Source organism: Nocardia sp. NPDC052112 (assembly GCF_040680135.1).
Taxonomy (GTDB): domain Bacteria; phylum Actinomycetota; class Actinomycetes; order Mycobacteriales; family Mycobacteriaceae; genus Nocardia.
This window is the reverse complement of record NZ_JBFAWD010000007.1, coordinates 196,643-216,551: the sequence shown is the minus strand read 5'-3', so window position 1 is coordinate 216,551 and position 19,909 is coordinate 196,643. Positions and strand designations below refer to the sequence as shown.

General features: G+C 65.0%; 22 protein-coding genes. 10 read left to right on the top strand and 12 right to left on the bottom strand.

Annotated elements, in window-relative coordinates; genetic code table 11:
- Window positions 1-17: 17 nt before the first annotated feature.
- Together AB0L58_RS16100 and AB0L58_RS16095 are read right to left on the bottom strand one after the other, a co-directional pair.
- Window positions 18-206: a ferredoxin gene (locus AB0L58_RS16100; protein WP_364387132.1), complete on the bottom strand. Its 189-nt coding sequence runs from the start codon at window positions 204-206 to the stop codon at window positions 18-20.
- Complete coding sequence (locus AB0L58_RS16095) at window positions 203-1,498, bottom strand: cytochrome P450 (protein WP_364387130.1); 1,296 nt, start codon at window positions 1,496-1,498, stop codon at window positions 203-205. Before AB0L58_RS16095 ends, AB0L58_RS16100 begins: the two co-directional genes overlap by 4 nt.
- A gap of 199 nt (window positions 1,499-1,697) precedes the next feature.
- On the opposite strand from AB0L58_RS16095, the gene AB0L58_RS16090 reads away from it, so the two are divergent.
- From AB0L58_RS16090 to AB0L58_RS16080, 3 genes are read left to right on the top strand one after another with little or no spacing between them, the layout of a single operon-like run.
- On the top strand, window positions 1,698-2,828 hold the full coding sequence (locus AB0L58_RS16090; RefSeq protein ID WP_364387128.1) for an acyl-CoA dehydrogenase family protein: 1,131 nt from the start codon (window positions 1,698-1,700) through the stop codon (window positions 2,826-2,828).
- Entirely contained in the window at window positions 2,825-4,051 is a 1,227-nt protein-coding gene (locus tag AB0L58_RS16085) for an acyl-CoA dehydrogenase family protein (RefSeq protein ID WP_364387126.1), read from the top strand. Before AB0L58_RS16090 ends, AB0L58_RS16085 begins: the two co-directional genes overlap by 4 nt.
- Window positions 4,052-4,054: 3 nt before the next feature.
- Window positions 4,055-4,906 carry an SDR family oxidoreductase gene (locus tag AB0L58_RS16080; RefSeq protein WP_364387124.1) on the top strand — a complete coding sequence of 284 codons (852 nt, stop codon included), beginning with the start codon at window positions 4,055-4,057 and terminating at the stop codon, window positions 4,904-4,906.
- Here the strand turns inward: AB0L58_RS16080 and AB0L58_RS16075 are convergent.
- A complete protein-coding gene (locus AB0L58_RS16075; RefSeq protein WP_364387122.1) occupies window positions 4,848-5,543 on the bottom strand; it encodes a TetR/AcrR family transcriptional regulator in 696 nt (231 codons plus the stop codon). The genes AB0L58_RS16080 and AB0L58_RS16075 overlap by 59 nt on opposite strands.
- Window positions 5,544-5,577: 34 nt before the next feature.
- Between AB0L58_RS16075 and AB0L58_RS16070 the strand changes: the two genes are divergently transcribed.
- Window positions 5,578-6,345, top strand: coding sequence for a tyrosine-protein phosphatase (locus AB0L58_RS16070; protein WP_364387120.1), 768 nt, complete (start codon window positions 5,578-5,580; stop codon window positions 6,343-6,345).
- 165 nt (window positions 6,346-6,510) lie between these two features.
- Here the strand turns inward: AB0L58_RS16070 and hydA are convergent, their stop codons facing one another.
- Genes hydA through AB0L58_RS16050 form a run of 4 tightly spaced genes read right to left on the bottom strand, consistent with a single transcriptional unit; the run spans window position 6,511 to window position 10,427 of the window.
- Window positions 6,511-7,926 (bottom strand): dihydropyrimidinase, encoded by a 1,416-nt coding sequence (hydA, locus tag AB0L58_RS16065; RefSeq protein ID WP_364387118.1) that lies wholly within the window; start codon window positions 7,924-7,926, stop codon window positions 6,511-6,513.
- Entirely contained in the window at window positions 7,923-8,309 is a 387-nt protein-coding gene (locus tag AB0L58_RS16060) for a gamma-glutamylcyclotransferase (RefSeq protein WP_364387116.1), read from the bottom strand. The genes hydA and AB0L58_RS16060 overlap by 4 nt, the downstream gene beginning before the upstream one ends.
- Window positions 8,306-9,481, bottom strand: coding sequence for an FAD-dependent oxidoreductase (locus AB0L58_RS16055; protein ID WP_364387114.1), 1,176 nt, complete (start codon window positions 9,479-9,481; stop codon window positions 8,306-8,308). Before AB0L58_RS16055 ends, AB0L58_RS16060 begins: the two co-directional genes overlap by 4 nt.
- Window positions 9,474-10,427, bottom strand: a complete 954-nt coding sequence (locus AB0L58_RS16050; RefSeq protein ID WP_364387112.1) for a dihydrodipicolinate synthase family protein — start codon at window positions 10,425-10,427, stop codon at window positions 9,474-9,476. The genes AB0L58_RS16055 and AB0L58_RS16050 overlap by 8 nt, the downstream gene beginning before the upstream one ends.
- Window positions 10,428-10,575: 148 nt before the next feature.
- Between AB0L58_RS16050 and AB0L58_RS16045 the strand changes: the two genes are divergently transcribed.
- From AB0L58_RS16045 to AB0L58_RS16030, 4 genes are all read left to right on the top strand, one after another.
- A complete protein-coding gene (locus AB0L58_RS16045; protein ID WP_364387110.1) occupies window positions 10,576-11,679 on the top strand; it encodes a LacI family DNA-binding transcriptional regulator in 1,104 nt (367 codons plus the stop codon).
- A 150-nt stretch (window positions 11,680-11,829) separates the two neighbouring features.
- Window positions 11,830-12,687 (top strand): ABC transporter substrate-binding protein, encoded by an 858-nt coding sequence (locus AB0L58_RS16040; protein ID WP_364387108.1) that lies wholly within the window; start codon window positions 11,830-11,832, stop codon window positions 12,685-12,687.
- 49 nt (window positions 12,688-12,736) lie between these two features.
- Entirely contained in the window at window positions 12,737-13,447 is a 711-nt protein-coding gene (locus AB0L58_RS16035) for an amino acid ABC transporter permease (protein ID WP_364387106.1), read from the top strand.
- A complete protein-coding gene (locus AB0L58_RS16030; RefSeq protein WP_364387104.1) occupies window positions 13,444-14,226 on the top strand; it encodes an amino acid ABC transporter ATP-binding protein in 783 nt (260 codons plus the stop codon). The genes AB0L58_RS16035 and AB0L58_RS16030 overlap by 4 nt, the downstream gene beginning before the upstream one ends.
- Window positions 14,227-14,460: 234 nt before the next feature.
- Here AB0L58_RS16030 and AB0L58_RS16025 read toward each other — a convergent pair whose 3' ends face one another.
- Window positions 14,461-15,720, bottom strand: a complete 1,260-nt coding sequence (locus AB0L58_RS16025; protein WP_364387102.1) for an aromatic ring-hydroxylating dioxygenase subunit alpha — start codon at window positions 15,718-15,720, stop codon at window positions 14,461-14,463.
- Between the two features lie 185 nt (window positions 15,721-15,905).
- Between AB0L58_RS16025 and AB0L58_RS16020 the strand changes: the two genes are divergently transcribed.
- Window positions 15,906-16,493 (top strand): helix-turn-helix domain-containing protein, encoded by a 588-nt coding sequence (locus AB0L58_RS16020; RefSeq protein WP_364387100.1) that lies wholly within the window; start codon window positions 15,906-15,908, stop codon window positions 16,491-16,493.
- Window positions 16,494-16,727: 234 nt separating this feature from the next.
- Window positions 16,728-18,173: an ATP-binding protein gene (locus AB0L58_RS16015; RefSeq protein ID WP_364387098.1), complete on the top strand. Its 1,446-nt coding sequence runs from the start codon at window positions 16,728-16,730 to the stop codon at window positions 18,171-18,173.
- Between the two features lie 298 nt (window positions 18,174-18,471).
- Here the strand turns inward: AB0L58_RS16015 and AB0L58_RS16010 are convergent, their stop codons facing one another.
- The 4 genes from AB0L58_RS16010 to AB0L58_RS15995 all read right to left on the bottom strand — a co-directional run bounded on the left by AB0L58_RS16010 (window position 18,472) and on the right by AB0L58_RS15995 (window position 19,895).
- Window positions 18,472-18,648 (bottom strand): hypothetical protein, encoded by a 177-nt coding sequence (locus AB0L58_RS16010; RefSeq protein WP_364387096.1) that lies wholly within the window; start codon window positions 18,646-18,648, stop codon window positions 18,472-18,474.
- Window positions 18,645-18,935, bottom strand: a complete 291-nt coding sequence (locus AB0L58_RS16005; RefSeq protein WP_364387094.1) for a hypothetical protein — start codon at window positions 18,933-18,935, stop codon at window positions 18,645-18,647. The genes AB0L58_RS16010 and AB0L58_RS16005 overlap by 4 nt, the downstream gene beginning before the upstream one ends.
- Window positions 18,907-19,248 (bottom strand): hypothetical protein, encoded by a 342-nt coding sequence (locus AB0L58_RS16000; RefSeq protein ID WP_364387092.1) that lies wholly within the window; start codon window positions 19,246-19,248, stop codon window positions 18,907-18,909. Before AB0L58_RS16000 ends, AB0L58_RS16005 begins: the two co-directional genes overlap by 29 nt.
- A 392-nt stretch (window positions 19,249-19,640) precedes the next feature.
- Complete coding sequence (locus AB0L58_RS15995; RefSeq protein WP_364387090.1) at window positions 19,641-19,895, bottom strand: hypothetical protein; 255 nt, start codon at window positions 19,893-19,895, stop codon at window positions 19,641-19,643.
- Window positions 19,896-19,909 lie beyond the last annotated feature (14 nt).

The following is a 19,909-nucleotide window of genomic DNA, read 5'->3' as shown; positions in this document are numbered from 1 at the left end:
TGACTGGATGGCGCCGGTCAACTCGCGGTGATGGCATGCTCCGGACAGGCCGACACGGCCACCAGCACGGCACCGGCGGAATCGGCCGGAACCTCAGGGGTCAGCACCTCGGCGTAGCCGTCGTCGTTGAGGGTGAACACCTCCGGGCACAACGACAGGCACACACCGTGTCCGCGACAGCGGTCGGAATCGACCGAGACCTTCATCGGGTACCACCCTCCGGGATATCGAATTCCAGATGCAGCGCGGTCAAACCGCGCAGGACGAAGGTCGGCACATACTCGTACTCGCGCGCGTCGGCGGTGCCGTGTACCGCTTCGTCGATGCGGATATCGGTCGTGCGGTCCAGCAGCCGCTCGATGGCCACGCGCGCCTCGGCCCTGGCCAGCGGCGCACCCGGGCAGGTGTGGATGCCGCGGCCGAAGGCGATGTGAGTGCGGGAATTCGAGCGCTCGGGATCGAAGGTCGACGGGTCCTCGAAGCGACGCGGATCCCGGTTGGCGCCGCTGTTCACCACCATCAAGGTGCTACCGGCGGGCAGGTCCACCCCGCCGACGCTGACCGGCACCCGCGACAAGCGGAAGTCACCCTTGACCGGACTCTCCATGCGCAGCACCTCCTCGATGAAATTGGGTATGCGCGAACGGTCCTCGCGCAGCCACCGTTGCAGTTCGGGCTGTTCGGCGAGCAGTTTCAGCGCGGAGCTGAGCAGTCGAACCGTCGTCTCCTGACCGGCCGAGAACAGATTCGTGGCCACCCGAACGACATCGAGCACCGTGGGCTCGGAGCCGTCGGGGAACATCGTGGTCGCCATGCTGCCGAGCACATCACCGCGCGGCTCACGCCGGCGGTCCTCGATGTAGTCGGCGAACCTGCCGTAGAGGAATTCGATGGGGTTGTGGTGCATGGATTCCCCCTCGGTACTGCCGAGGGTGGCGCCTTCCCGGTGCGGGTCGCGCTGCAATGCCTGGAGGAATTCCGCCTGGTCGGCCGTGGGCACACCGAGCAGATCGGCGATGACGTACAAGGTGAACGGACCGGCGAAGTCGCGGATGAAGTCACCGCGTCCGGGTGCGAGGTAGTCGTCGAGCATCCGGTCGGCGAGCGACCACATCGCGTCCTCGTTCTCCTTGAGGCGCTTCGGGGTGATCAGACGCATCAGCAATCCGCGATGCTGGGTGTGCACCGGCGGGTCCAGGGTGGGCAGCTGATCGCTGAACGGCAATTTGTCGCGGTGCTCGGCGATCAGCGCGTCGATATCGCCCTCCAGCGGGACCGGGAAGCCGGGGAACGGACCGGTCACCGAGGTGCACGAGGAGAAGTGCTCGGTGTCGTTCAGCACCTCGAGCGCCTCGTCGTACCCGGTCACCATGTACACGCCGTGGTGGTTCTCGCGCGCCACCGGGCACTGCGCGCGCATGGCGTCGAAGTACGGATACGGATCCGCTATGAGCTCCCGGCCGAGAAAGAAATCGATCTCCTCGAAGTCGTTCACCACTGATGGCTCCCTTCGGCACCGCGCGCTCGCCACGGACCTACCGACCGGCACGCGAGAATGCTACTCTCATTAACTGATGAATCCGATTCTCACATCGGTATGGGAGACCGTCAAATAGGAGACGGCGGCGCGCGGTTCCCAACAGCGCGTCTCAGCCCGGTGAGCAGGTGCTCAGCGGTTGATTCGGAGGACCGAGAACATGAGTATCGAGCCGACCGCCGAGCAGCGGTTGTTCCAGACGACGACCCGCGAATTCCTCGACCGCACCGTCCCGATCGAGACCGTCCGCGAACTCGGCGATGCCGCAACGGGTTTCGATAACCAATGGTGGCGACGGGGTGCGGAATTGGGCTGGACGGCGATGCTGGTGCCCGAAAGACTCGGCGGCGGCTCGATTTCCGGCCAGCCGCTGACCGAACTCACGCTGGTGGCCGCGGAGTTCGGGCGCACCTGCGCGCCCGGCCCGCTGATCCCCACCAGCGCGGTACTCGCCGGACTCGCGGCCGCCGGCGATCGGTTCGCCGGCGTGATCGCCGAGATCGTCGCCGGCGACAGCGTCGCCGCATGGGCGCTCTACGAGCCCGGCCACGGTTTGGATCTCACCGCCCCGGACACCCGCGCCGAACCCGACGGCACCGGCTATCGGCTGACCGGATCGAAGGACCGGGTCGAAGCCGGTGACCGCGCCGACCTGTTCCTCGTCACCGCACACGGCCCGGACGGCCCGATCCAGCTCCTGGTGCGCGCCGATACCCCAGGCGTGACGGTCACGCCGACATGGACGCTCGACCTGGTTCGCCGTACCGCGAGGGTCGAATTCGCGAATGTCTTCGTCGGCGCCGAGGCGGTGGTCCAGCAGGGCGAATCCGCCGCCGCGGCAACACAATCGCAACTGCATATCGCCGCGGCGCTCACCGCGGCGGAATCGGTCGGCGCCGCGCAGCGCGCCTTCGACGCCACCGTGGCCTGGATGTTCGATCGCTACACCTTCGGCCGCCCGCTGGCCTCCTATCAGGCCCTCAAACACCGCATGGCCGATAACAAGACCTGGTTGGAGGCCTGCCACGCGACCGCCCGTGCCGCGGCCGCGGCCGTCGACGAAAACCCGTCCACGGCAGCCGAATTCGTCAGTGTCGCCAAGTCCTATGTCGGGACGAAGGCCCCGGTGATCGTCCAGGACTGCGTCCAGATCCACGGCGGCATCGGCGTCACCTGGGAACACGACCTGCACCTGTTTCTGCGGCGCGTCACCTACGGTCGGGCCCTGTACGGCACGCCGGAGGAGCACCACCGCCGCATCACCGACCTACTCGTCCGGAGTGCCGCATGACCACCGATCTCGAACCAGTCGACAGCTTCCGCGACCGCGCCCGACGCTGGTTGAAGGAGAACCTCCCGCCCACCACGCAGACCTACACCGGTGTGGACAGCGAGGAGGTGTGGGATCGTGCGCGCGAGTTGCAGCGCACACTCTCCGATGGCGGCTTCGCCGGTATCTGCTTCCCGAAAGCCTATGGCGGCCAAGGGCTCACACCGGCCCACCAGCAAGCCTTCACCGAAGAGGCGCTCGGTTACGAGATGCCGCTGGTGCTGAATGTGCCGACCCTCGCGATCTGCGCGGCCACCCTGCTCGACCTGGGCACCGAGGAGCAGAAGCGCACACATCTGCCCGCGGTGCTGCGTGGCGAGGAGATCCTGGCCCAATTCCTGTCCGAACCGCGCGGCGGCTCCGATCTGGCCGGACTGACCACCCGCGCCGATCGCGACGGTGCGGAGTGGATCCTCAACGGCTCCAAGATCTGGAGTTCGGGCGCCTACGCCGCCGACTACGGACTGTGCCTGGCCCGCACCGACTGGGATGTGCCCAAGCACAACGGGCTCACCCTATTCCTCGTCCCGGTCGGCGCTCCGGGCGTGACCATCCAGCGGATCAAACAGGTCACCGGATCGACCGAGTTCTGCCAGGAGTTCTTCGACGATGTCCGGCTGCCCGCCGACACCGTGATCGGCGAGGTCGGCGGTGGCTGGGCGGCCGCGTCGCGGCTGCTGGTACACGAACGGGCCGCGATGGGCGGCACCTCGCCCTACACCAGCGGCCAGCGCCCCCATCTCGGGACGGAGGCCACCGCGCTGGTCGACCTGGCCCGCGCGACCGGTCGGCTCGACGATCCGCGAGTGCGTGAGGATATCGGGGCGGCCAGGGCCATGATCGTGGTCCGCAACCAGCTCATCGCGCATATCTCGCACGCCATCGGCACCGGCGCCCTCTCGCCGGCGGCCGGGTCCATCGTCCGCCTGTTCAGCGCCGAGAATGCCTGGCTGCAAACCGATTCCGCGGTCACCATAGCGGGCGCGGCGGCGGTGACCGGCGACCCGGACGGTCCCGGCATCGGCCAACTCGGCATCGACTACCTGTTCCGCAACGCCTGGAGCCTCGCGGGCGGCAGCACCGAAATGGCCCGCAACATCATCAGCGAACGCGTACTCGGCATGCCCCGCGAGCACACCGCCGACCGCGACGTGCCGTTCAACAAGGTCGAGCGGGGTCGTTGACAAGTGACGGACTGGTTCGAACAGCGCGGCGCCCTCGACGGCACAGTGGCTGTGATCACCGGTGGCGCAGGCGGTCTCGGGCAGGCGATCGTGCACGATCTGGCGGCCAACGGTGTCCGCACCGCGGTGCTCGACCTCGACACCGAAGCCGCCGAGGCCTTGCGGCGCACCATGGCCGAGGATGAGCGCGACGGTCTGGTGCAGGTCGGTGACGCCCGAGATCCCGATACGCTGGCAGCACTGTTCGCCGCCGTCGACGAGCGCTGGGGTCGGCTCGACACCCTCGTCAATGTCGTCGGCGGCACCTTCCGTGCGCCGTTCACCGACACCACCCCCAAGGGCTGGGACGCACTGCTGCGCACCAATCTGGTGCATGTATTCCATGCGTGTGCTCTGGCAGTGCCGCGGATGCGGGCCGGTGGGCGCGGCGGCAGCATCGTCAATATCACCACCATCGAAGCGCACCGTGCCGCACCGGGTTTCGCCGTCTACGCCGCCGCGAAGGCGGCCGTGGAACAGTTCGGCCGCACCCTCGCCGTCGAACTCGCACCGGACCGGATCCGGGTCAACAATGTGGCCCCGGACTTCGTGCCGACCCCCAACCTCGCCAGGTTCTCCCACGGCGACGGTGCCATGACCGATCCGGTCGGGGCTCGGGTCGCGATCCCCCTCGGCCGCCCCGGACAGGTCACCGATGTCTCGAACTGCGTGGTCTTCCTCGCCTCGGCCCTGTCGGCCTACCTCACCGGCACCACCCTGCACCCCGACGGCGGCACCTCGGCATCGGCGGGCTGGTTCAACTGGCCGGATTCCGGTTGGGCCAATTACGCTCCGCTGCGCTATCTGCAGAGTTGATCGGGGTGATCGCGCGCAGGCAGAACGCGGTCGTGCGGTCGATATCGGCGGCGGTCGGGTCCACCCGGCGCCAGAGGTAATCGGTCAGACTGCCCACCGTCGCGTGTGCGACCAGCGCGGCATCGAATTCCGGGTCCTGACTGCCCAATTCGGCGAAGGCGCCGTGCAGCAGGGTGGCGAGCCGATCGCTCGGTGTCGGCGATCCGGCATCGATATCCGGGGCCGACCCACCCCCGTTCCACAGCACCGCCCTGGTCAGCATCGCCGTGCTCCCGGTGGCCTGGAACAGCACCGCCTCGACCCAGCGGCGGACCTGGTCCTGTGGTGTATCGGCCGTGCGCATTCGCCGGGCGGCATAAGCCACCACGCGCTCGGCTCCGTCCTCGATGAGGGCGGAAATGAGTGCGTCCTTCGACGGGAAGTGCCGGTAGAAGGCATCATTGGACAGACCGGCGGCCGCGACGATGTCGGCGACGCGCGGTCGCGACGCGGTTCCGCTGGCGCGGATGACGGCCAGCGCGGCATCCAGCAGCCGGCGCACCTCATCGGCATAGGCTGCCTCCCGTTTGGCGAGAGCCCGCGCTGCGATGCGCCCCACCACATCCACCTCGGGGCCTGCAAGGCTATTCTCACTCACAAGAAGAGTATTCTCACTATGAGGAGTCGGCGCAATGCCCGAGCGTGTCCTCGCCCTACACGGAGCGACGAACTTCCGCGATCTCGGCGGCTACCCGACCGTCGACGGTGGACGCACGCGCTGGGGGATGGTCTTTCGGTCCGACGCTCCGCATCGGCTCAGCACCGCCGATCTCGCCGTCGTCGAGCGCCTCGGCCTGCTGGTCGCCTACGATCTGCGCACCGACGAGGAACGCGACCGGTCCCCCTCGGCCCTCCCCGCCACTGTGCGTCGGATACCACTCACCATCGGCGGCACCGCCGCCCACACCCGGGCCAATGCCGAGATGATCCGCACCCGGCCCGCCGACATTCCCGACGACTTCCTCGCCGAAATGTACCGCCGGATGGCCGATTTCGACGCCGATGTATTCGGCCGGATATTGACCGGCCTCGCCGATGCGGATGGTACCCCGGCACTGATCCATTGCACCGCGGGCAAGGACCGCACCGGTGTCACCGTCGCATTACTGCTGGCGGCACTCGGCGTCGACGAAGCGACGATCCTCGACGACTACGAACTCAGCGCCATCCACTTCACCGACCGGCACCTGCCCCGCCTACTGGCCCGCCTGCCCGAAGATGTGGACCCCGCCCGCTACCGCGCGGTATTCGGCGCGCCACGGACGGCGATGTACACCATGCTCACCACACTGCGCGATCGACACGGGAGTATCGAGAACTACCTGCGAACCCGGGCCGGTCTTTCTCCCGCAACGCTCACCGCGCTGCGAGACCGGTTGGTCCGGCAATCCGCTTCGTAACTCCGCCCGGCAGTCGCAACGTTTGCAAAGTACTTCGCCACGAAATCGGTGTTGACCTGTTTGTGCAGATGCCGTACTTCAGGCGGGGGTGCGACGTGCCGCGACCGTCGACGGCGTATGCCCTCGAGACTCCGCGCTCCACCACCGTCATTCGGGCCGACAGCGTCAGGCCATCGGAATGCAGCCGATCGCCATCTCACGGAAGTCGAGCGGGTTCGCCTCGATATGTCGGCCTCGGGGAGTGGCGTCGACGAGCTCTCCGTGGTCGACGACCACGTGCCCGCCGACGAGCACGGTGGTCGGTCGACCCTTCAATTCCATGCCCTCGTAAGGCGTGTAGTCCGTCGCCATATGTAGTTGGTCGACACCGACTGTCCATCGGGTTTGTGGGTCCCAGATCGCGATATCCGCATCGGCCCCGGGCATGAGCGATCCTTTTCGCGGGTACAGGCCGTTTGTTCGCGCCGGATTCGTGGCGCTCAGTTGCACGAACCGGCTGGCGGACAGGCCACGGTCGTTCACGTACCGGGAGAAGATCACCGGTAGCCGCGTTTCAACGCCCGGAAGGCCGTTCGGCATGGCTCGTACGTCGTGGCGATGTGACTGCTTCTGGCCCAGGTCATAACAGCAGTGATCGGATCCGATCGTAGTGATGTGACCGGTGAACAGATGCTCGCCGAGCGCCTCGACTGCCTCAGCAGACCGCAACGGCGGGCAGCAGACGAACCTTTCGGGCTCCTCGCCGGTGTAGGCACGGTCATCGAGGACAAGATGGTGCGTCACCGATTCCGTGAATGCGACCAAGCCACGCTTGCGGGCGTCGGCCACCAGTTCCACCGCCTCCGCGGTCGACTGATGCACGAAATAGACCGGCGCATGCTGGGACTCGGCAATCGCCAGAATCTCCGCAACCGCGGCTGCCTCCGCAATCTCCGGCCGTGTGCACGCCATGTGCGCGGCGTCGATTCCTGCGGCGCCCGCGGCTCTGGTCTGTGCGTCGACGACGATGGCATCGGACTCGCAGTGGATGATCACCATGCCACCGAGATCCCGAGTGGTCTGCATCGTGCGCAGGATGGTGTGCGCGTCGGCCATGCTCTCGCCCGCGTAGGTGGTGAACATCTTGACCGTTCTGATGCCGTTGTCCGCCATGGTCTTCAGCTGATCCGCAGTGGTGTCGTCCCACTCGACGACGCACCCGTGCAGCGCGGAGTCGCACAGACCTTCAACCGCCTTCGCCCGCTGTGCAATGGCCGCATCGAGCGGGCGCTGGCCGGGGCGGGGAATCGCGAAGTCGACGATCGTAGTGGTGCCACCGCAGACAGCTGCCGTCGTGCATTCCGCGTAGGAGTCCAGCGACGTGAACTCACCGGAGGTGAAACCCACGTGACAGTGCGGATCAACCCCACCCGGCAGCACGAGCTTGCCGACGGCGTCGATGGTCTGGACAGTCGGATCCGCCACGACGGCACCGGGTTCCAGGAGAGCCGCGATCTTCCCGTTTCGAATCAGTACGTCCGCGGGACCACTCCACGACGCCTCGACAACTGTGCCGCCACGAATCACCGACGACGCGTTCATGCGATCGCCTCGAGGTACGCGATCCAGCCGCCGCGGTCGCTGATGTCCGATACTCCCGGTAGGCTCACCGACTCATCGCGCATCTTCATCGAGAACGAGCCGGAACCGTCTTCGAGTTCGATAACGGTCAACTCCAACTCCGAAGGCTCCCGCGGAAGTAGTTTCTCGCGCAGCACCTCGTACGACACCTCGTACACCTCACCGGGTACCGCGACCCCGCCGGACGCAACGGGGTGTAGACCTGGGAACTCATCGCGGACCGTGTAGAAACGGTAGCGCGGAGCTGTCTTCGCCTCGCCGATCAATCGGGCACCCTCGAGCGCGTCGTTGAGGCTGCCTCCGGACAGCGCCTGTCCGTTGACGAACATGCGGACGGTGGTCATAGCGATTCTCCTTGGCGTAGGTCGGCGCGGGAAACGGCGGCGAGTCGGCGCGGTCCGAAGTCTGTGACGTCGAGCGCGAACTCTTCCCCGCACACCAGCGATGTGACGACCTCGGCCCATACCGGTGCGAATGTGAAGGAGTACGTGCCGCCCGCGACGAACATCCCCGGTGCGGAGTCCAATTCGCCGACAATCGGCATCTCGTCCGGTGTCGTGATCACGGGGCCGGTCCACGCAGCCCCGATCGCGTGATCGGCGAGCTCGGGCAACAGTCGCGACACCTGCGCCAGGTTGCCCGCGATGCTCGCGGCGTTCACCGGAGCCGACATTTCCGGGTCGAAGGGCCCACCTGGCCACCCACCGCCGATGACGATGCGGTCGGTTCGATCCTGCTTTACCGAAATGCCTTCCGCGACATGCTGTACCAGGTATGGAAGTGTTCCGGGCGCTGCGGACATCGCGTGCATTTGCAGCACTGCCGGGCGCAAGTTCAGCTCAGCGCCGGCCAGGCGGGCAATCTCCGCCATCCACGGCCCCGCCGCGTTGACAACCTTCGACGCGCGCCAGGCTTCGGATCCGGAACGGACCAGCCACGTGCCTGCGCAGCCCTCGATACCCGTCACTCGGGTATACGGACGCAGTTCGGCACCGGCGGCGACTGCCTGCGACAACACGGCGGGCGCTGCCAGGTGTGGTTCGGCGTACCCGTCCAGTCCGCACCAAGTCGCCGCCTGCACGGTCTCCCCCAGGAGCGGCAATTCTCGGCGTACCGTGTCACCGTCGAGGACCTCAGAGGCGATACCCGCCTCGATCTCCCACGCGTGCTTCTCCCGCAATGCGGCTACCTGTTCATCGGTTTCGGCGACCATGAATCCGCCGCATCGCACCAAACCCAGATCTGGACCGACGTCCGCTGCCAGCTCGTCCCACAGCTGGCTCGCTTTCCGCTGGAAAGGCACGAGCTTGCGCACATCGACAGGCACGTCCTGGCCGGGTCTGCGGGTATGGATCGTCTGGATGTGGAGGTTGCCGGCCGTTGCGGCGGAACCCTGGGTATTGGGCGCGGATCGATCGAGAATTGTGACGCGTCGGCCGGCACGTGCAAGGCGCAGCGCGGTCACTGCTCCGACTATCCCCGCCCCGATCACGACCACGTCAGACGTTCTAGACATCGAGTGCCCCCGCGCCCTGCGCCGCCTCCGCGATCCCGGACTCGGCGACGACGCGTTCGAGCGCGGCAAAATCGCCGCTGAAAGGCAGCAGCGGAGCGCGAACGTGCCCGCCGGGCTGGCCGAGAATCGACATGACGGCCTTCAACTGGGGGATGGGTGACGCGAAGACTCCGCTGTAGTCCGGGCGAATCAGCTTGCCCGACAACAATTGGTACTTGTCCGCCCACATCGACGCCGCGCCGCGATCCCCCGCGAACGCCGCCTGGTAGTACGGGACCGCGAACGGGGCGCCGATACCACCGCCATCGATGTTGCCGTCCCCACCGATGTTCTGGAGTACCGCCAGGCCACGTCGGTGCAAGAAGCTGCCGAACACGCGGACTTCGGGCGAGAGCTGTTCGACCGTGTCGAGCATGCCGAGCCAGTTCCCCGTACTGTCCTTGATCGCCACCACTCGGTCCAGTTCTGCCAGCCGGTGAAACAACCCGGGAGTGGCCCCCATATCGACCGCGACACCGCGTGGCCAGTTGTACACCATGAACGGAAGGCTCGTCGCCGAGGAAACCGCCCGGTAGAACGCCACGATCTCGTCCGGGGAGGGATGCACGTACGGAGGCGGCGTGGCCAATGCTCCGTCCGCTCCGATCTGTTCGGCGTGCCGAGCGAGCGCAATCGACTCGTCCGGCGTGTAGGCGGTCACGCCGATCACCACGGGGAAGCGTCCGGCGACCGTCTCGACAGCAATCCGAGCGACCTCGCGACGCTCATCGAGGGTTTGGCTGAACCATTCTCCGGTACTGCCGTTGATCAAGACCCCGTTCACACGGTGCCGGGCATACAACTCCACCAGCGACGCCAACGCAGCACCGTCGAGCGCACCGGTCACTGTGAACGGCGTGGGAGCCGCGGGCCAGTAACCGGACCACGCAACATCATTTCGATTCATGGAAACCTCTCGCGAGGAGCAAGTAGCACATACGATGGGATCGATCCCAAACCTTGCCGAGCTGGAGCGGACGTAGTCAAGCCGGAAACAATCTCTTAACGCGAAGGCGGCACCATCTCCCCGAGGCGACCCGAGCGCCATACGACCGATGACGGAGCGATCCGCACTCTGCCCGAGCATCTACAACCGAGGATTCATGACCGTTACCCTGCTCGACGTCGCAAGAGCTGCCGGAGTCTCCCGCAGCACGGCTTCCCGCGCGCTCAGCGGCTCCACGTTGATCTCGCCCCAGACCCGCACCGCCGTGGAGGAAGCCGCGCGGCGCCTGCAGTATCGCCCGAATCGTGCCGCGAGCACACTCCGATCCCGACGCTCGCATCTACTCGGGCTGGTGATGAACAACCTGGTCAACGCCTCGTTTCACACCGTTGCCGAGGTGGTGCACAAGCGGGCCGCGGAAGCCGGATTGCAGGTCATCCTGTGCATCACCGACGCCGACAGCGGACGCGAGGCAGACGTGCTCGCCATGCTGGCAGAACACGGTGTCGACGGCGCCATCATCATCGGCACGGGAACCAACCCCGGGGCCACCAACGCGCTGATGCGACAGCACTGCGCCGTGGTCAACCTGATCCGCTCGGTAGACGACTGCGAGGCCCCCGCCGTGCTCGCCGACGACTACAACGGCGCCTACGACGCGACCCGGCACTTGCTGCGGCTGGGGCATCGGCAGATCGGCTATCTCGGCGGCTATCCGACGGCAACGTCGGGACGCGAACGGTTCGCCGGGTACCGCCAGGCCCTCGAAGACGCCGGACTCGAAGTAGACCCCACATTGGTGCGGAAAGGTCCATTCACCACGGACTTCGGCGCGCAGGCGGCGAAATCCCTGCTCGACGGTTCGGATCGGATCACCGCCCTGTACGCCGCGAACCACGAGGCCGTGTTCGGAGTGCTGCCGACGTTGGTGCATGCGGGCGTCGCACTCCCGGACGACTTGTCGCTCGTATGCCACGAGGACATGCCTTGGCTGGCCATGTGGCGGCCGGCGGTCACGGTGATCGACAACGGCGCGCAGCAACTGGCCGAGATGGCGATGAACCTGGTTCTGCAACAGATGAACTCGCAGGATCGCGGCGAGTCGGTCCTCGGCAGGACCTACCGGGTCGGCGCCCGACTCATCGAACGCGACTCGTGCGCCCGCTATGACGCGCCCCATGCTCAGAGCTCGAATTCTCTGGCTCCCGGTTAACAATCCGTTACGTCGGTTTAGGAGACGTAAAGCAGGTTGACCCTCGCGGAATCGGCCACTTAGCATCCATGCAATCGATCCCATCGAATCCCATTCGGTGCATCCAGACCTTTTTCGGAGCACTGCATGAGTGACTGAAAGGTCTCCCCCATGCGCAAGATCGTCGGTCTCACGGCCGCAGCGGCCATCCTCGTGTTCGGCGCCGCGTGCAGCTCGTCGAGCGAGCAAGCCGCGCCCACGAATTGCACCCCGACCCTCGGCTCAGCCGATCTCACCGCCGAGGGCGCACTCACCATCGTCACCAACGCGACACTCCCGCCCATGCAATACGTGGACCAGTCGGGCAACCTCGCCGGAATGCGCATAGACCTGGGCAAGGAAGTCGCCAAACGGCTCTGCCTCGCAGCACATTTCGTCAACACCGAGTTCGAAGCGCAGATACCCGGCGTGCAGAGCCGGCGCTGGGACATGATCGACACCGGCATGTTCTACACCGAGAAACGCGCCGAGACGATCGACCTGGTGCCCTACGAGGTCCAGGCGGTGTCCGTCTCGGTCCCCTCGGGAAACCCCGAGCACATCTCCTCGGTCGACGATCTGGCCGGTAAAACCGTCGGAGTGGAAGCTCCTGGTTACGAGTTCGACACATTCACCGCCCTCGCGAAGAATCTCGCCGCTCAGGGCAAGCCGACGTTGACGGTGCAGACCTTTCGCACCAACGCCGACGCCTACCAGGCGCTTTCGGCCGGACAGGTCGATGGAGTCTCGATCGTCGAATCCGTGACTTCCTACTATCAGACCGGCGGACGGTTCGAGACCGCGGTCAAAGGCATCAACCGGGCCCCACTGGCACTCGGGTTCGGGAAGAACAGCAAGGCCTCCGGAGAGGTCGCACGCGTCGTCAACGCGATGCGTGAAGACGGCTATCTGGCAACCTTGTTCACCAAGTATGGGGTGACGGCGTACGCGGGCCCGATTGCGGTCAGCACCGGGCCACTCTCGAGCTGAAACCCATCTGAAGGGCTTACACATGTGGTCTTGGGACGCATTCTTCTCCATGCTCACCAGCACGCAATTGCTGAAGGGGGCGTGGGTCACCGTATGGATGACGGTGGTGAGCATGGCGCTCGGACTGGTTCTCGCAGTGATCGTCGCAGCGGCGCGCTCGTCGCGGTTCATCGTCTTGCGAGGCATCACCGGGTTCTACGTCTGGCTCATGCGGGGAACGCCGCTATTGGTCCAGCTCGTGATCATCTATACCGGGCTGCCGCAAATCGGCATCAAGCTGGGGGTAATCGAAGCCGCGATACTCGGCTTGGTGCTGAACGAAGCCGCCTATCTCTCCGAGATCGTGCGCTCCGGACTGATGGCCGTCCCCACAGGTCAAACCGAAGCGGCTCGCGCACTCGGGATGTCCCCGCTCAAGGTATTTCGCGTCGTCGTCCTGCCGCAGGCGCTGCGGGTCATGATCCCGTCACTGGGCAATAGTTTCAACGCACTGCTCAAGACGACGACTCTGCTCTCGGTGATCTCGGTTCAAGAGTTGCTGCGTGAAACGCAGTTCGCTGTGCAACTCAACTTCCGGGTCCTGGAAGGGCTCGTCGCGGCGGCGATCTATTACCTGGCCCTCACCACTCTGTGGGGATTGATCCAACGGGCGCTGGAAAAGAAGTTCGGACGCGGATACGACCGCAACTACCGGCGCAAGGCCACACAAGGAGCTGGCGTCGGCCAGGCAGCCGAGCTGACGGAAGCGGTGAACCGATGACAAATAGTGTGATCGACCGGACAGCCATGATCGACGTGCGCAACGTCTGGAAGTCGTTCGGCGACCTACAAGTACTGAAGAATGTCGATCTCACGGTGCACAAGGGTGAGGTGGTACTCCTACTCGGACCTTCGGGGAGTGGAAAAAGCACCCTGCTGAGAACTCTCAACTGCCTCGAGACGGTCGACTCCGGCACGATTTCGGTGTGCGGCGAGACGATGGGTTACACAGCGAGCGGCGGTGAGCTCCGCCCAGCATCGCAGACGGAGATCGCGCGGCAACGGCACAACACCGGAATGGTGTTCCAGAGCTTCAACCTGTTCCCTATGATGACGGCACGCGAGAACGTCGCGGCCGGACCCCGGCACGTCCGCGGCACGTCCAAGGCCCAGGCTGCCGACGAAGCTCAGGAACTACTCGCCATGGTCGGGCTCGCGGACAAGGGCGACAACTATCCGTCGCAGTTGTCCGGCGGCCAGCAACAACGCGTTGCCATCGCTCGTGCCCTGGCCATGAAGCCCCAGGTCATGCTGTTCGACGAACCGACCTCCGCGCTCGACCCCGAGATGGTCAAGGAGGTGCTCGAGGTGATGATCCGGCTTCGCGAGGAAGGTATGACCATGGTGGTGGTCAGCCACGAGATGGGCTTCGCGCAGGCCGCCGCGGACCGCGTCGTCTTCATGAGCGACGGGGAGATCGTCGAGCAGAACTCGCCGAACGCATTCTTCTCGGCGCCGAGTCATCCACGTTTGCAGCAATTCTTGAGTCGCATTCTCTGACCTCGATCTTTCGCCAGCCCGCGGCGGACGTCACCGGTCCGGCAGCGGTAGCCGGGTTCGGCGCCCGCGTGAGATGTAGCAGAGAGTGATTCCGTTCGATCGACTGTTTCCCAGGGCGGCCGAGCGATCGGTGTGTGTTGTTCTTCTGCGGCGACTGGTGCATGGCACTGCTGACACCCACCGGTACTACCGGCCTTTGCATCGACGGAGGCCGAGCGTCGCGACTCCGCTCGGTCAGTCACGCCGGTACCCGGTCACATAGTCGGCGGCCTGCTTGTGCAGATGCCGCAGCAGGATCTCCTGGTCATTGAGCGGGAACTCGGTGACCGCCCGTGATTCGAGCATGGTCTGAGTGGCCTCCAGAGTATTGCAGTCCTGCAGGCCGAATTCCTTGAACGTGAGGGCGGCCAGTTCCTGACGCAACCGGTCGGTGGCGTTGCACGCCGGGGCGAAATAGAGGGTGCCCTCGAAGATGTGCCGGTTGTAGGCGGTCGGCCAGTAGTGATACGTCAGGTACCAGCCGGGTGCCCACACGACGATCATGAAATTCGGGAAGAAGACGTAGGAGTCCAGGCCCCATGACCGGTGCCGGGCGGGGTTGAGGCCGGGTGGCAGATTGTCCAGCGCCGGGATGTCCGGGCGGTCCCAGGCGCCGAAATTGCCGCTGCGCAAGGCCCTTTCGATCGGCTTGACCATATTCAGGTCCTTCGGCGGGGCCATGCCGCCCCAGGACGACACCATGCCGTGCGGTCCGTCCAGTTCGTAGTGCAGCGCTTCGAAACCGAAGTCCGACAGCTTCTGTGACTCACCGGCCACGTACTGCTTCGCATGCAGGATGGGCGCGTGGTAGAACTCGGCGAAGGCGTCGATATAGAGCTTCCAGTTGCTGCCGACCTCGGCCCGGTACTTGTACACCTCGGTCATCTCCCCGAACGGGTAGCCCGCCAGCCCCGCGGCGAACTTGCCGAGATAGTCGGTCAGCGGCGCGGCATCGTCGTCGAGGTTGACGAAGATGAATCCCTCCCACACTTCGCAGCGCACCGACTTCAGCCCGAATCGGCTCTTGTCGAAGTCGAAGAACTCCCGCTCCTGCTGCACGAAGGTGGCCTCGCCTTCCAGGCTGTAGCGCCAGGCGTGGTACTTACAGGTGAACTGTCGGCAGGTACCGGCGGTCTCCTGACCCGGATAATCGTCCCAGACCAGCTTGTTGCCCCGATGGCGACAGACATTGTGCAAAGCGCGGATTTGCTGGTCGCTGTCCTTGACGATGATCAGCGACGTGTTCACCACCGCAAGCTCTTTGGTGAAGTAGCTACCTATGCGTGGAAGCTGTTCGACCCGACCGACATTCAGCCAGGTCCGCGCGAAGATCGCCGTGCGCTCGAGCTCGTAGTGCTCCGGCGAGATCGAGTCCTCGAACGACACCGGTCCGGTGCCGAGCTCCGGATAGTGCTCCGTCCACGACCCCTCCGCGGGCTTCGCGAAATGCGGCATCTGTAGCTCCCGTCCTATCGACCACCGCGACCAACAGGCCGCCGACACCGGAGAATGCTAGTCGTTCGTAAAGTGTATTGCTAGCCACTCGTAAAGCAAAATCCTTGCTGGTCGTAAAGTACAGGCCTTGCCGATCGTCAAGTACAGTCGTATGCACGACGATGAACTCACCGGAAAGGAAAGGTATGACCACCGCAACCGAGGCAGCTGATGTCGCACGCGAAATCGACAGTCGGCAGCGCCTTCTCGACGTCGCGGTGGCACTGTTCATCCGGCACAGCTATGCCGGCACCTCGCTGCAGATGATCGCCGATGAGCTCGGCTTCACCAAGGCCGCGATCTACTACCACTTCCGCACCCGCGAACAACTGCTCCTCGCCGTACTGCACCCACTGCTGCAACAGCTTCGGTCGGTGATCGAGACCGCCGAACGACAACGCACCACGCGCGCCCGCGCGGAATCAATGCTGAACGGCTACGCCGAACTCGTCGCCGCCAGCCGATCGATCGCCGCCGTCGTAACCACCGACCCCAGCGTCATTCGCGTGGTACGCGAGCAACCGGACTGGCGCGATGTCATCGACCGCCCGGTCGCGCTCCTGGCAGAACCCACCTCGGGGCCAGCGGGTGTTATCGCGGCTACCGCGGTGCTGACCGGCCTGGCCGGTGCCGCATCCGGCGCGCCGAGCGAGGTCGACCAGGACACGCTGCACCGCCAGCTCCTCGACATCGGTCGCCGCATAATCGGACTGCGTAAACCGCGAAACCCGTGACACCGCAACGTATTCAACAAAGTACCGGGCAACCGTCGGGTCCGCTCGAGTACCGCCAGCTTCCCGGCCGCCTCGACAACTTCCGAGCGCCGGTTATGGATCCGAGTTCACGGAAGAGATTGCTTCTCGGCACCCCTCCGCGTCGGCATATGGAGATCGTAGATTTGTAGGGATACAGTTCTATAAACTGTATCCCTACAAATCTTGGGGAATGCCATGCGGAAACCTGCGGACATGTTCGACCGTGACTACGAGTGGTCTGCGCTGACCCGTTTTGTCTCGGACGAGCAGCCCGGCACGACGCTCGGCGTGGTCTCCGGTAGGCGTCGGCAAGGCAAGACCTTCTTGCTCGAGGCGATCTGCCATGCAGCGGGAGGCTTCTACTTCGGTGCGACAGAGGCGACCGACGCCGAATCGCTGCGGCGCATCAGCGCTGCCTTGACCGCCCATGCCCGGCCGGCCAGCCCGTTCCATTTCCACGGTTGGGCGGAGGTGATCGACACGCTGCTCAGCTTGGGTGCTGAACGGCCGGTTCCCGTGGTCATCGACGAGTTTCCGTATCTGGCGAAGGCGAATCCGGAGCTTCCCTCGATAATCCAGGAGGCCCTGCGGCCGCTGCGTGCGCAGCGGATGAACTCGCGCACCCGGTTGCTGTTGTGCGGATCCGCGTTGTCGTTCATGGGTCGGATATTGTCCGGCAGCGCACCTTTGCGTGGGCGCGCTGGGCTCGAGCTGCTGGTCCGTCCGCTCGACTATCGTCTTGCGGCGGAATTCTGGGGAATCACCGACCCGCGGCTGGCGCTGCAGGTGCATTCGATCGTGGGAGGTACTCCGGCGTATCGGCGGGAGTTCGCGCGTGGGGACGCGCCGGCCGGACCAGACGACTTCGATGACTGGGTAGTTCGCACTGTGCTTAATCCGGAGACACCGCTGTTTCGGGAGCCGCGCTATCTGCTGGCCGAGGAGCCCGAGTTGCGTGACACCGCACTGTATTTGTCCGTACTGGCCGCCGTCGCCGAGGGTAACGCCACCCGCGGCGGTATCGCGAGCTATTTGGAACGCAAAGCGCCTGACATTGCCCATCCCATCAATGTTCTGGAGGATGTCGGGCTGCTCTACCGCGACGCGGATGTCTTCCGAGACAACCGGTCCACCTATCGCATCTCGGAGCCGTTGATTCGGTTCTACCACGCCATAATGCGCCCGGTCTGGGACCAACTGGAGCGTCCCGGAAGCGCTGACCGGGTATGGCGCGCCAGCGGGCGCAGGTTCGTCAGTAACGTCTTGGGGCCACATTTCGAGCAGGTGTGCCGAGATTGGACGCTGCACCATGCCGATCCCGCACTGTTCGCCGATCTTCCGGCCAAGGTGGGTCACGGCGTAGTCCACGACAGCAGTACCCGGCTCAGTCACGAGATCGACGTTGCGGTAATCGGCATTTCGGACGGCGGCAAGCCGCCGCTGCTGGCAATCGGCGAGGCAAAGTGGAACGACACCGTGGGAGAAGGCCACGTAGATCGCCTCCGGCGCATTCGGGATGTCATCACCCGCAACGACCGGTACGACACCAGTCGAACCCGGCTGCTGTGCTTCAGCGGTGCCGGTTTCAACGACAAGGCCCGAACCGCCGCGGAGTCGGATGAGGTCACACTTATCGACTTGTCGATGCTCTACGAATGACCTGATCTTCGCCACGCTCCCACAGGTAGCGCTCGGCGACAAACCTGCACGGGCAAGGCCGGGTGCGCTCTTGGCGTACTCGGACTGCGTAAACCGCGAAACCCATGACACCGCAATGCATTTCGGAGGAACCTCGATAAACTTCCCTTCGCCGCTGGCGTCGGGACGCTGCTCGCGGCGTTCGTCGCAGGTTGGTTCCTCTTGCGCAACAGCTGGAAGACGCCGTATGACCAGCTGGAGTTGCTGACGAAGGCATGTGCCGACCGGCCCACCGATGACCCTGACGGGCTCGCTTCCATCAACAGATCGATTGCCTTCCATGTTCGGGGCGTTCGTCCTCTACCCGCTGCCGAATCGCTTCCATCGTGCGCTCTTTCGGGATGCGCTCGGGCCACAGGATCACCGCGACCCCGACCGCCAATGGCAGACCGATCACGGCCACCCACCCGAGCGTGATCCATCCGTCGCCCGTCATCGAATCTCGTTGTCCTGCAGGAAGATCAGCTCTATGTCGATCACTGATGGCATAGACAGAAGGCCACGGCGGACATCGGCCAGAAGGTCTACATCGACCGGTGCGAACGTCACAGCGGCAATCGGGGCAGTGGCATCGGCGTGGAGTTCTTCAGGATCGACCCGCCACCCGTCATCACCGACCAAGGACCATGACCCGTCCTCATGCTGGAGGTAGCCATGGCCGCCCTCCGGGACAAGCGCCAGTTTCCGAGCGTCTTCATCGTCGCGACGCGCGAGTAGATCCATCTCCGCCCCTTCCGACGTCCTCGGGCGGCAAGCGCCCGCCGCCGAGCTGCCGGCAGGTCCAGGCACTCACAGCAATCGTTACGCCCTGCTGGGTGCCACCACTGGATCCGTGGCCGCGCAACGAGAAACGCAGCACGTCGAACCCCGTTTCGGCCGCGCGGTCGGCGAGCCGAACGAACATCGAATCCTCGTCCATATCGACGGTGATGCCGTGCACCAGCAGCAACGTGCCGCGAGCAGTCGGCGCGCTGCCGGGGTGGGCTGCGGCGTCCAAACTGATTCCGCCCACTGAGATCAATTCGACGCGCTGCACACGCCATCTCCGTTCACTCGACAATCGGCGACCACAAGAAGTCCATCGCCTTGTGCGACAGTCCGCCGGACCATTCGACTCCGACGCGAAGGCCATGTTCACGATCGCGCGCTACCGCGCCTGAGTCGATGTAGCCGGACGCCGTTATCGGTGAGCCAGTACACCGGCTCGCGGTGTCGCCCTCCGGTGTGCGATGTTCCGGACGCGGCATATCCTCCGTCCAGCAGCCAGCGCAGCGCGGCGATAGTCGGTCCGAGACGAAAGCCGCCCGCGAGATTACGGGCCGAGATCGGCTTTCCGATCAACCCGAGCGCACGAACTGTTCGTATCAGCCCGCGTGACAATTCCGCTTTACCCGCAGGATCCGATACTCGATCCATTCCGCCCTTCCGTTAGATCGTTCCCCGTGAATTCTCTTGAGCTGTAAAGAATTCTGCCCAGTACTCTCGACGGATCGCATCCCACAACCCTGACAGTTTCGGGAACCGTTCACGCATCTCCGCCAAGTCGGGGACAGCGGCGAGCACGGCAGCCGAAAACAAAGGTTGTGTCTCGGATTCGTTACCCACCAGCATTATTCGAACATGGTGGTGATCGAGTAGCCAGTGTGCGACCCAGCCGTCCACTTCCGTGCAGCGCTCGCTCATATCAGCCCCTCGAA

Coding starts and splice junctions, on each gene's coding strand:
- AB0L58_RS16100 (WP_364387132.1), bottom strand. CDS start 206: ATGAAGGTCTCGGTCGATTCCGACCGCTGTCGCGGACACGGTGTGTGC.
- AB0L58_RS16090 (WP_364387128.1), top strand. CDS start 1,698: ATGAGTATCGAGCCGACCGCCGAGCAGCGGTTGTTCCAGACGACGACC.
- AB0L58_RS16085 (WP_364387126.1), top strand. CDS start 2,825: ATGACCACCGATCTCGAACCAGTCGACAGCTTCCGCGACCGCGCCCGA.
- AB0L58_RS16070 (WP_364387120.1), top strand. CDS start 5,578: ATGCCCGAGCGTGTCCTCGCCCTACACGGAGCGACGAACTTCCGCGAT.
- hydA (WP_364387118.1), bottom strand. CDS start 7,926: ATGAACGCGTCGTCGGTGATTCGTGGCGGCACAGTTGTCGAGGCGTCG.
- AB0L58_RS16060 (WP_364387116.1), bottom strand. CDS start 8,309: ATGACCACCGTCCGCATGTTCGTCAACGGACAGGCGCTGTCCGGAGGC.
- AB0L58_RS16055 (WP_364387114.1), bottom strand. CDS start 9,481: ATGTCTAGAACGTCTGACGTGGTCGTGATCGGGGCGGGGATAGTCGGA.
- AB0L58_RS16050 (WP_364387112.1), bottom strand. CDS start 10,427: ATGAATCGAAATGATGTTGCGTGGTCCGGTTACTGGCCCGCGGCTCCC.
- AB0L58_RS16045 (WP_364387110.1), top strand. CDS start 10,576: ATGACGGAGCGATCCGCACTCTGCCCGAGCATCTACAACCGAGGATTC.
- AB0L58_RS16040 (WP_364387108.1), top strand. CDS start 11,830: ATGCGCAAGATCGTCGGTCTCACGGCCGCAGCGGCCATCCTCGTGTTC.
- AB0L58_RS16035 (WP_364387106.1), top strand. CDS start 12,737: ATGCTCACCAGCACGCAATTGCTGAAGGGGGCGTGGGTCACCGTATGG.
- AB0L58_RS16030 (WP_364387104.1), top strand. CDS start 13,444: ATGACAAATAGTGTGATCGACCGGACAGCCATGATCGACGTGCGCAAC.
- AB0L58_RS16025 (WP_364387102.1), bottom strand. CDS start 15,720: ATGCCGCATTTCGCGAAGCCCGCGGAGGGGTCGTGGACGGAGCACTAT.
- AB0L58_RS16020 (WP_364387100.1), top strand. CDS start 15,906: ATGACCACCGCAACCGAGGCAGCTGATGTCGCACGCGAAATCGACAGT.
- AB0L58_RS16015 (WP_364387098.1), top strand. CDS start 16,728: ATGTTCGACCGTGACTACGAGTGGTCTGCGCTGACCCGTTTTGTCTCG.
- AB0L58_RS16010 (WP_364387096.1), bottom strand. CDS start 18,648: ATGACGGGCGACGGATGGATCACGCTCGGGTGGGTGGCCGTGATCGGT.
- AB0L58_RS16005 (WP_364387094.1), bottom strand. CDS start 18,935: ATGGATCTACTCGCGCGTCGCGACGATGAAGACGCTCGGAAACTGGCG.
- AB0L58_RS15995 (WP_364387090.1), bottom strand. CDS start 19,895: ATGAGCGAGCGCTGCACGGAAGTGGACGGCTGGGTCGCACACTGGCTA.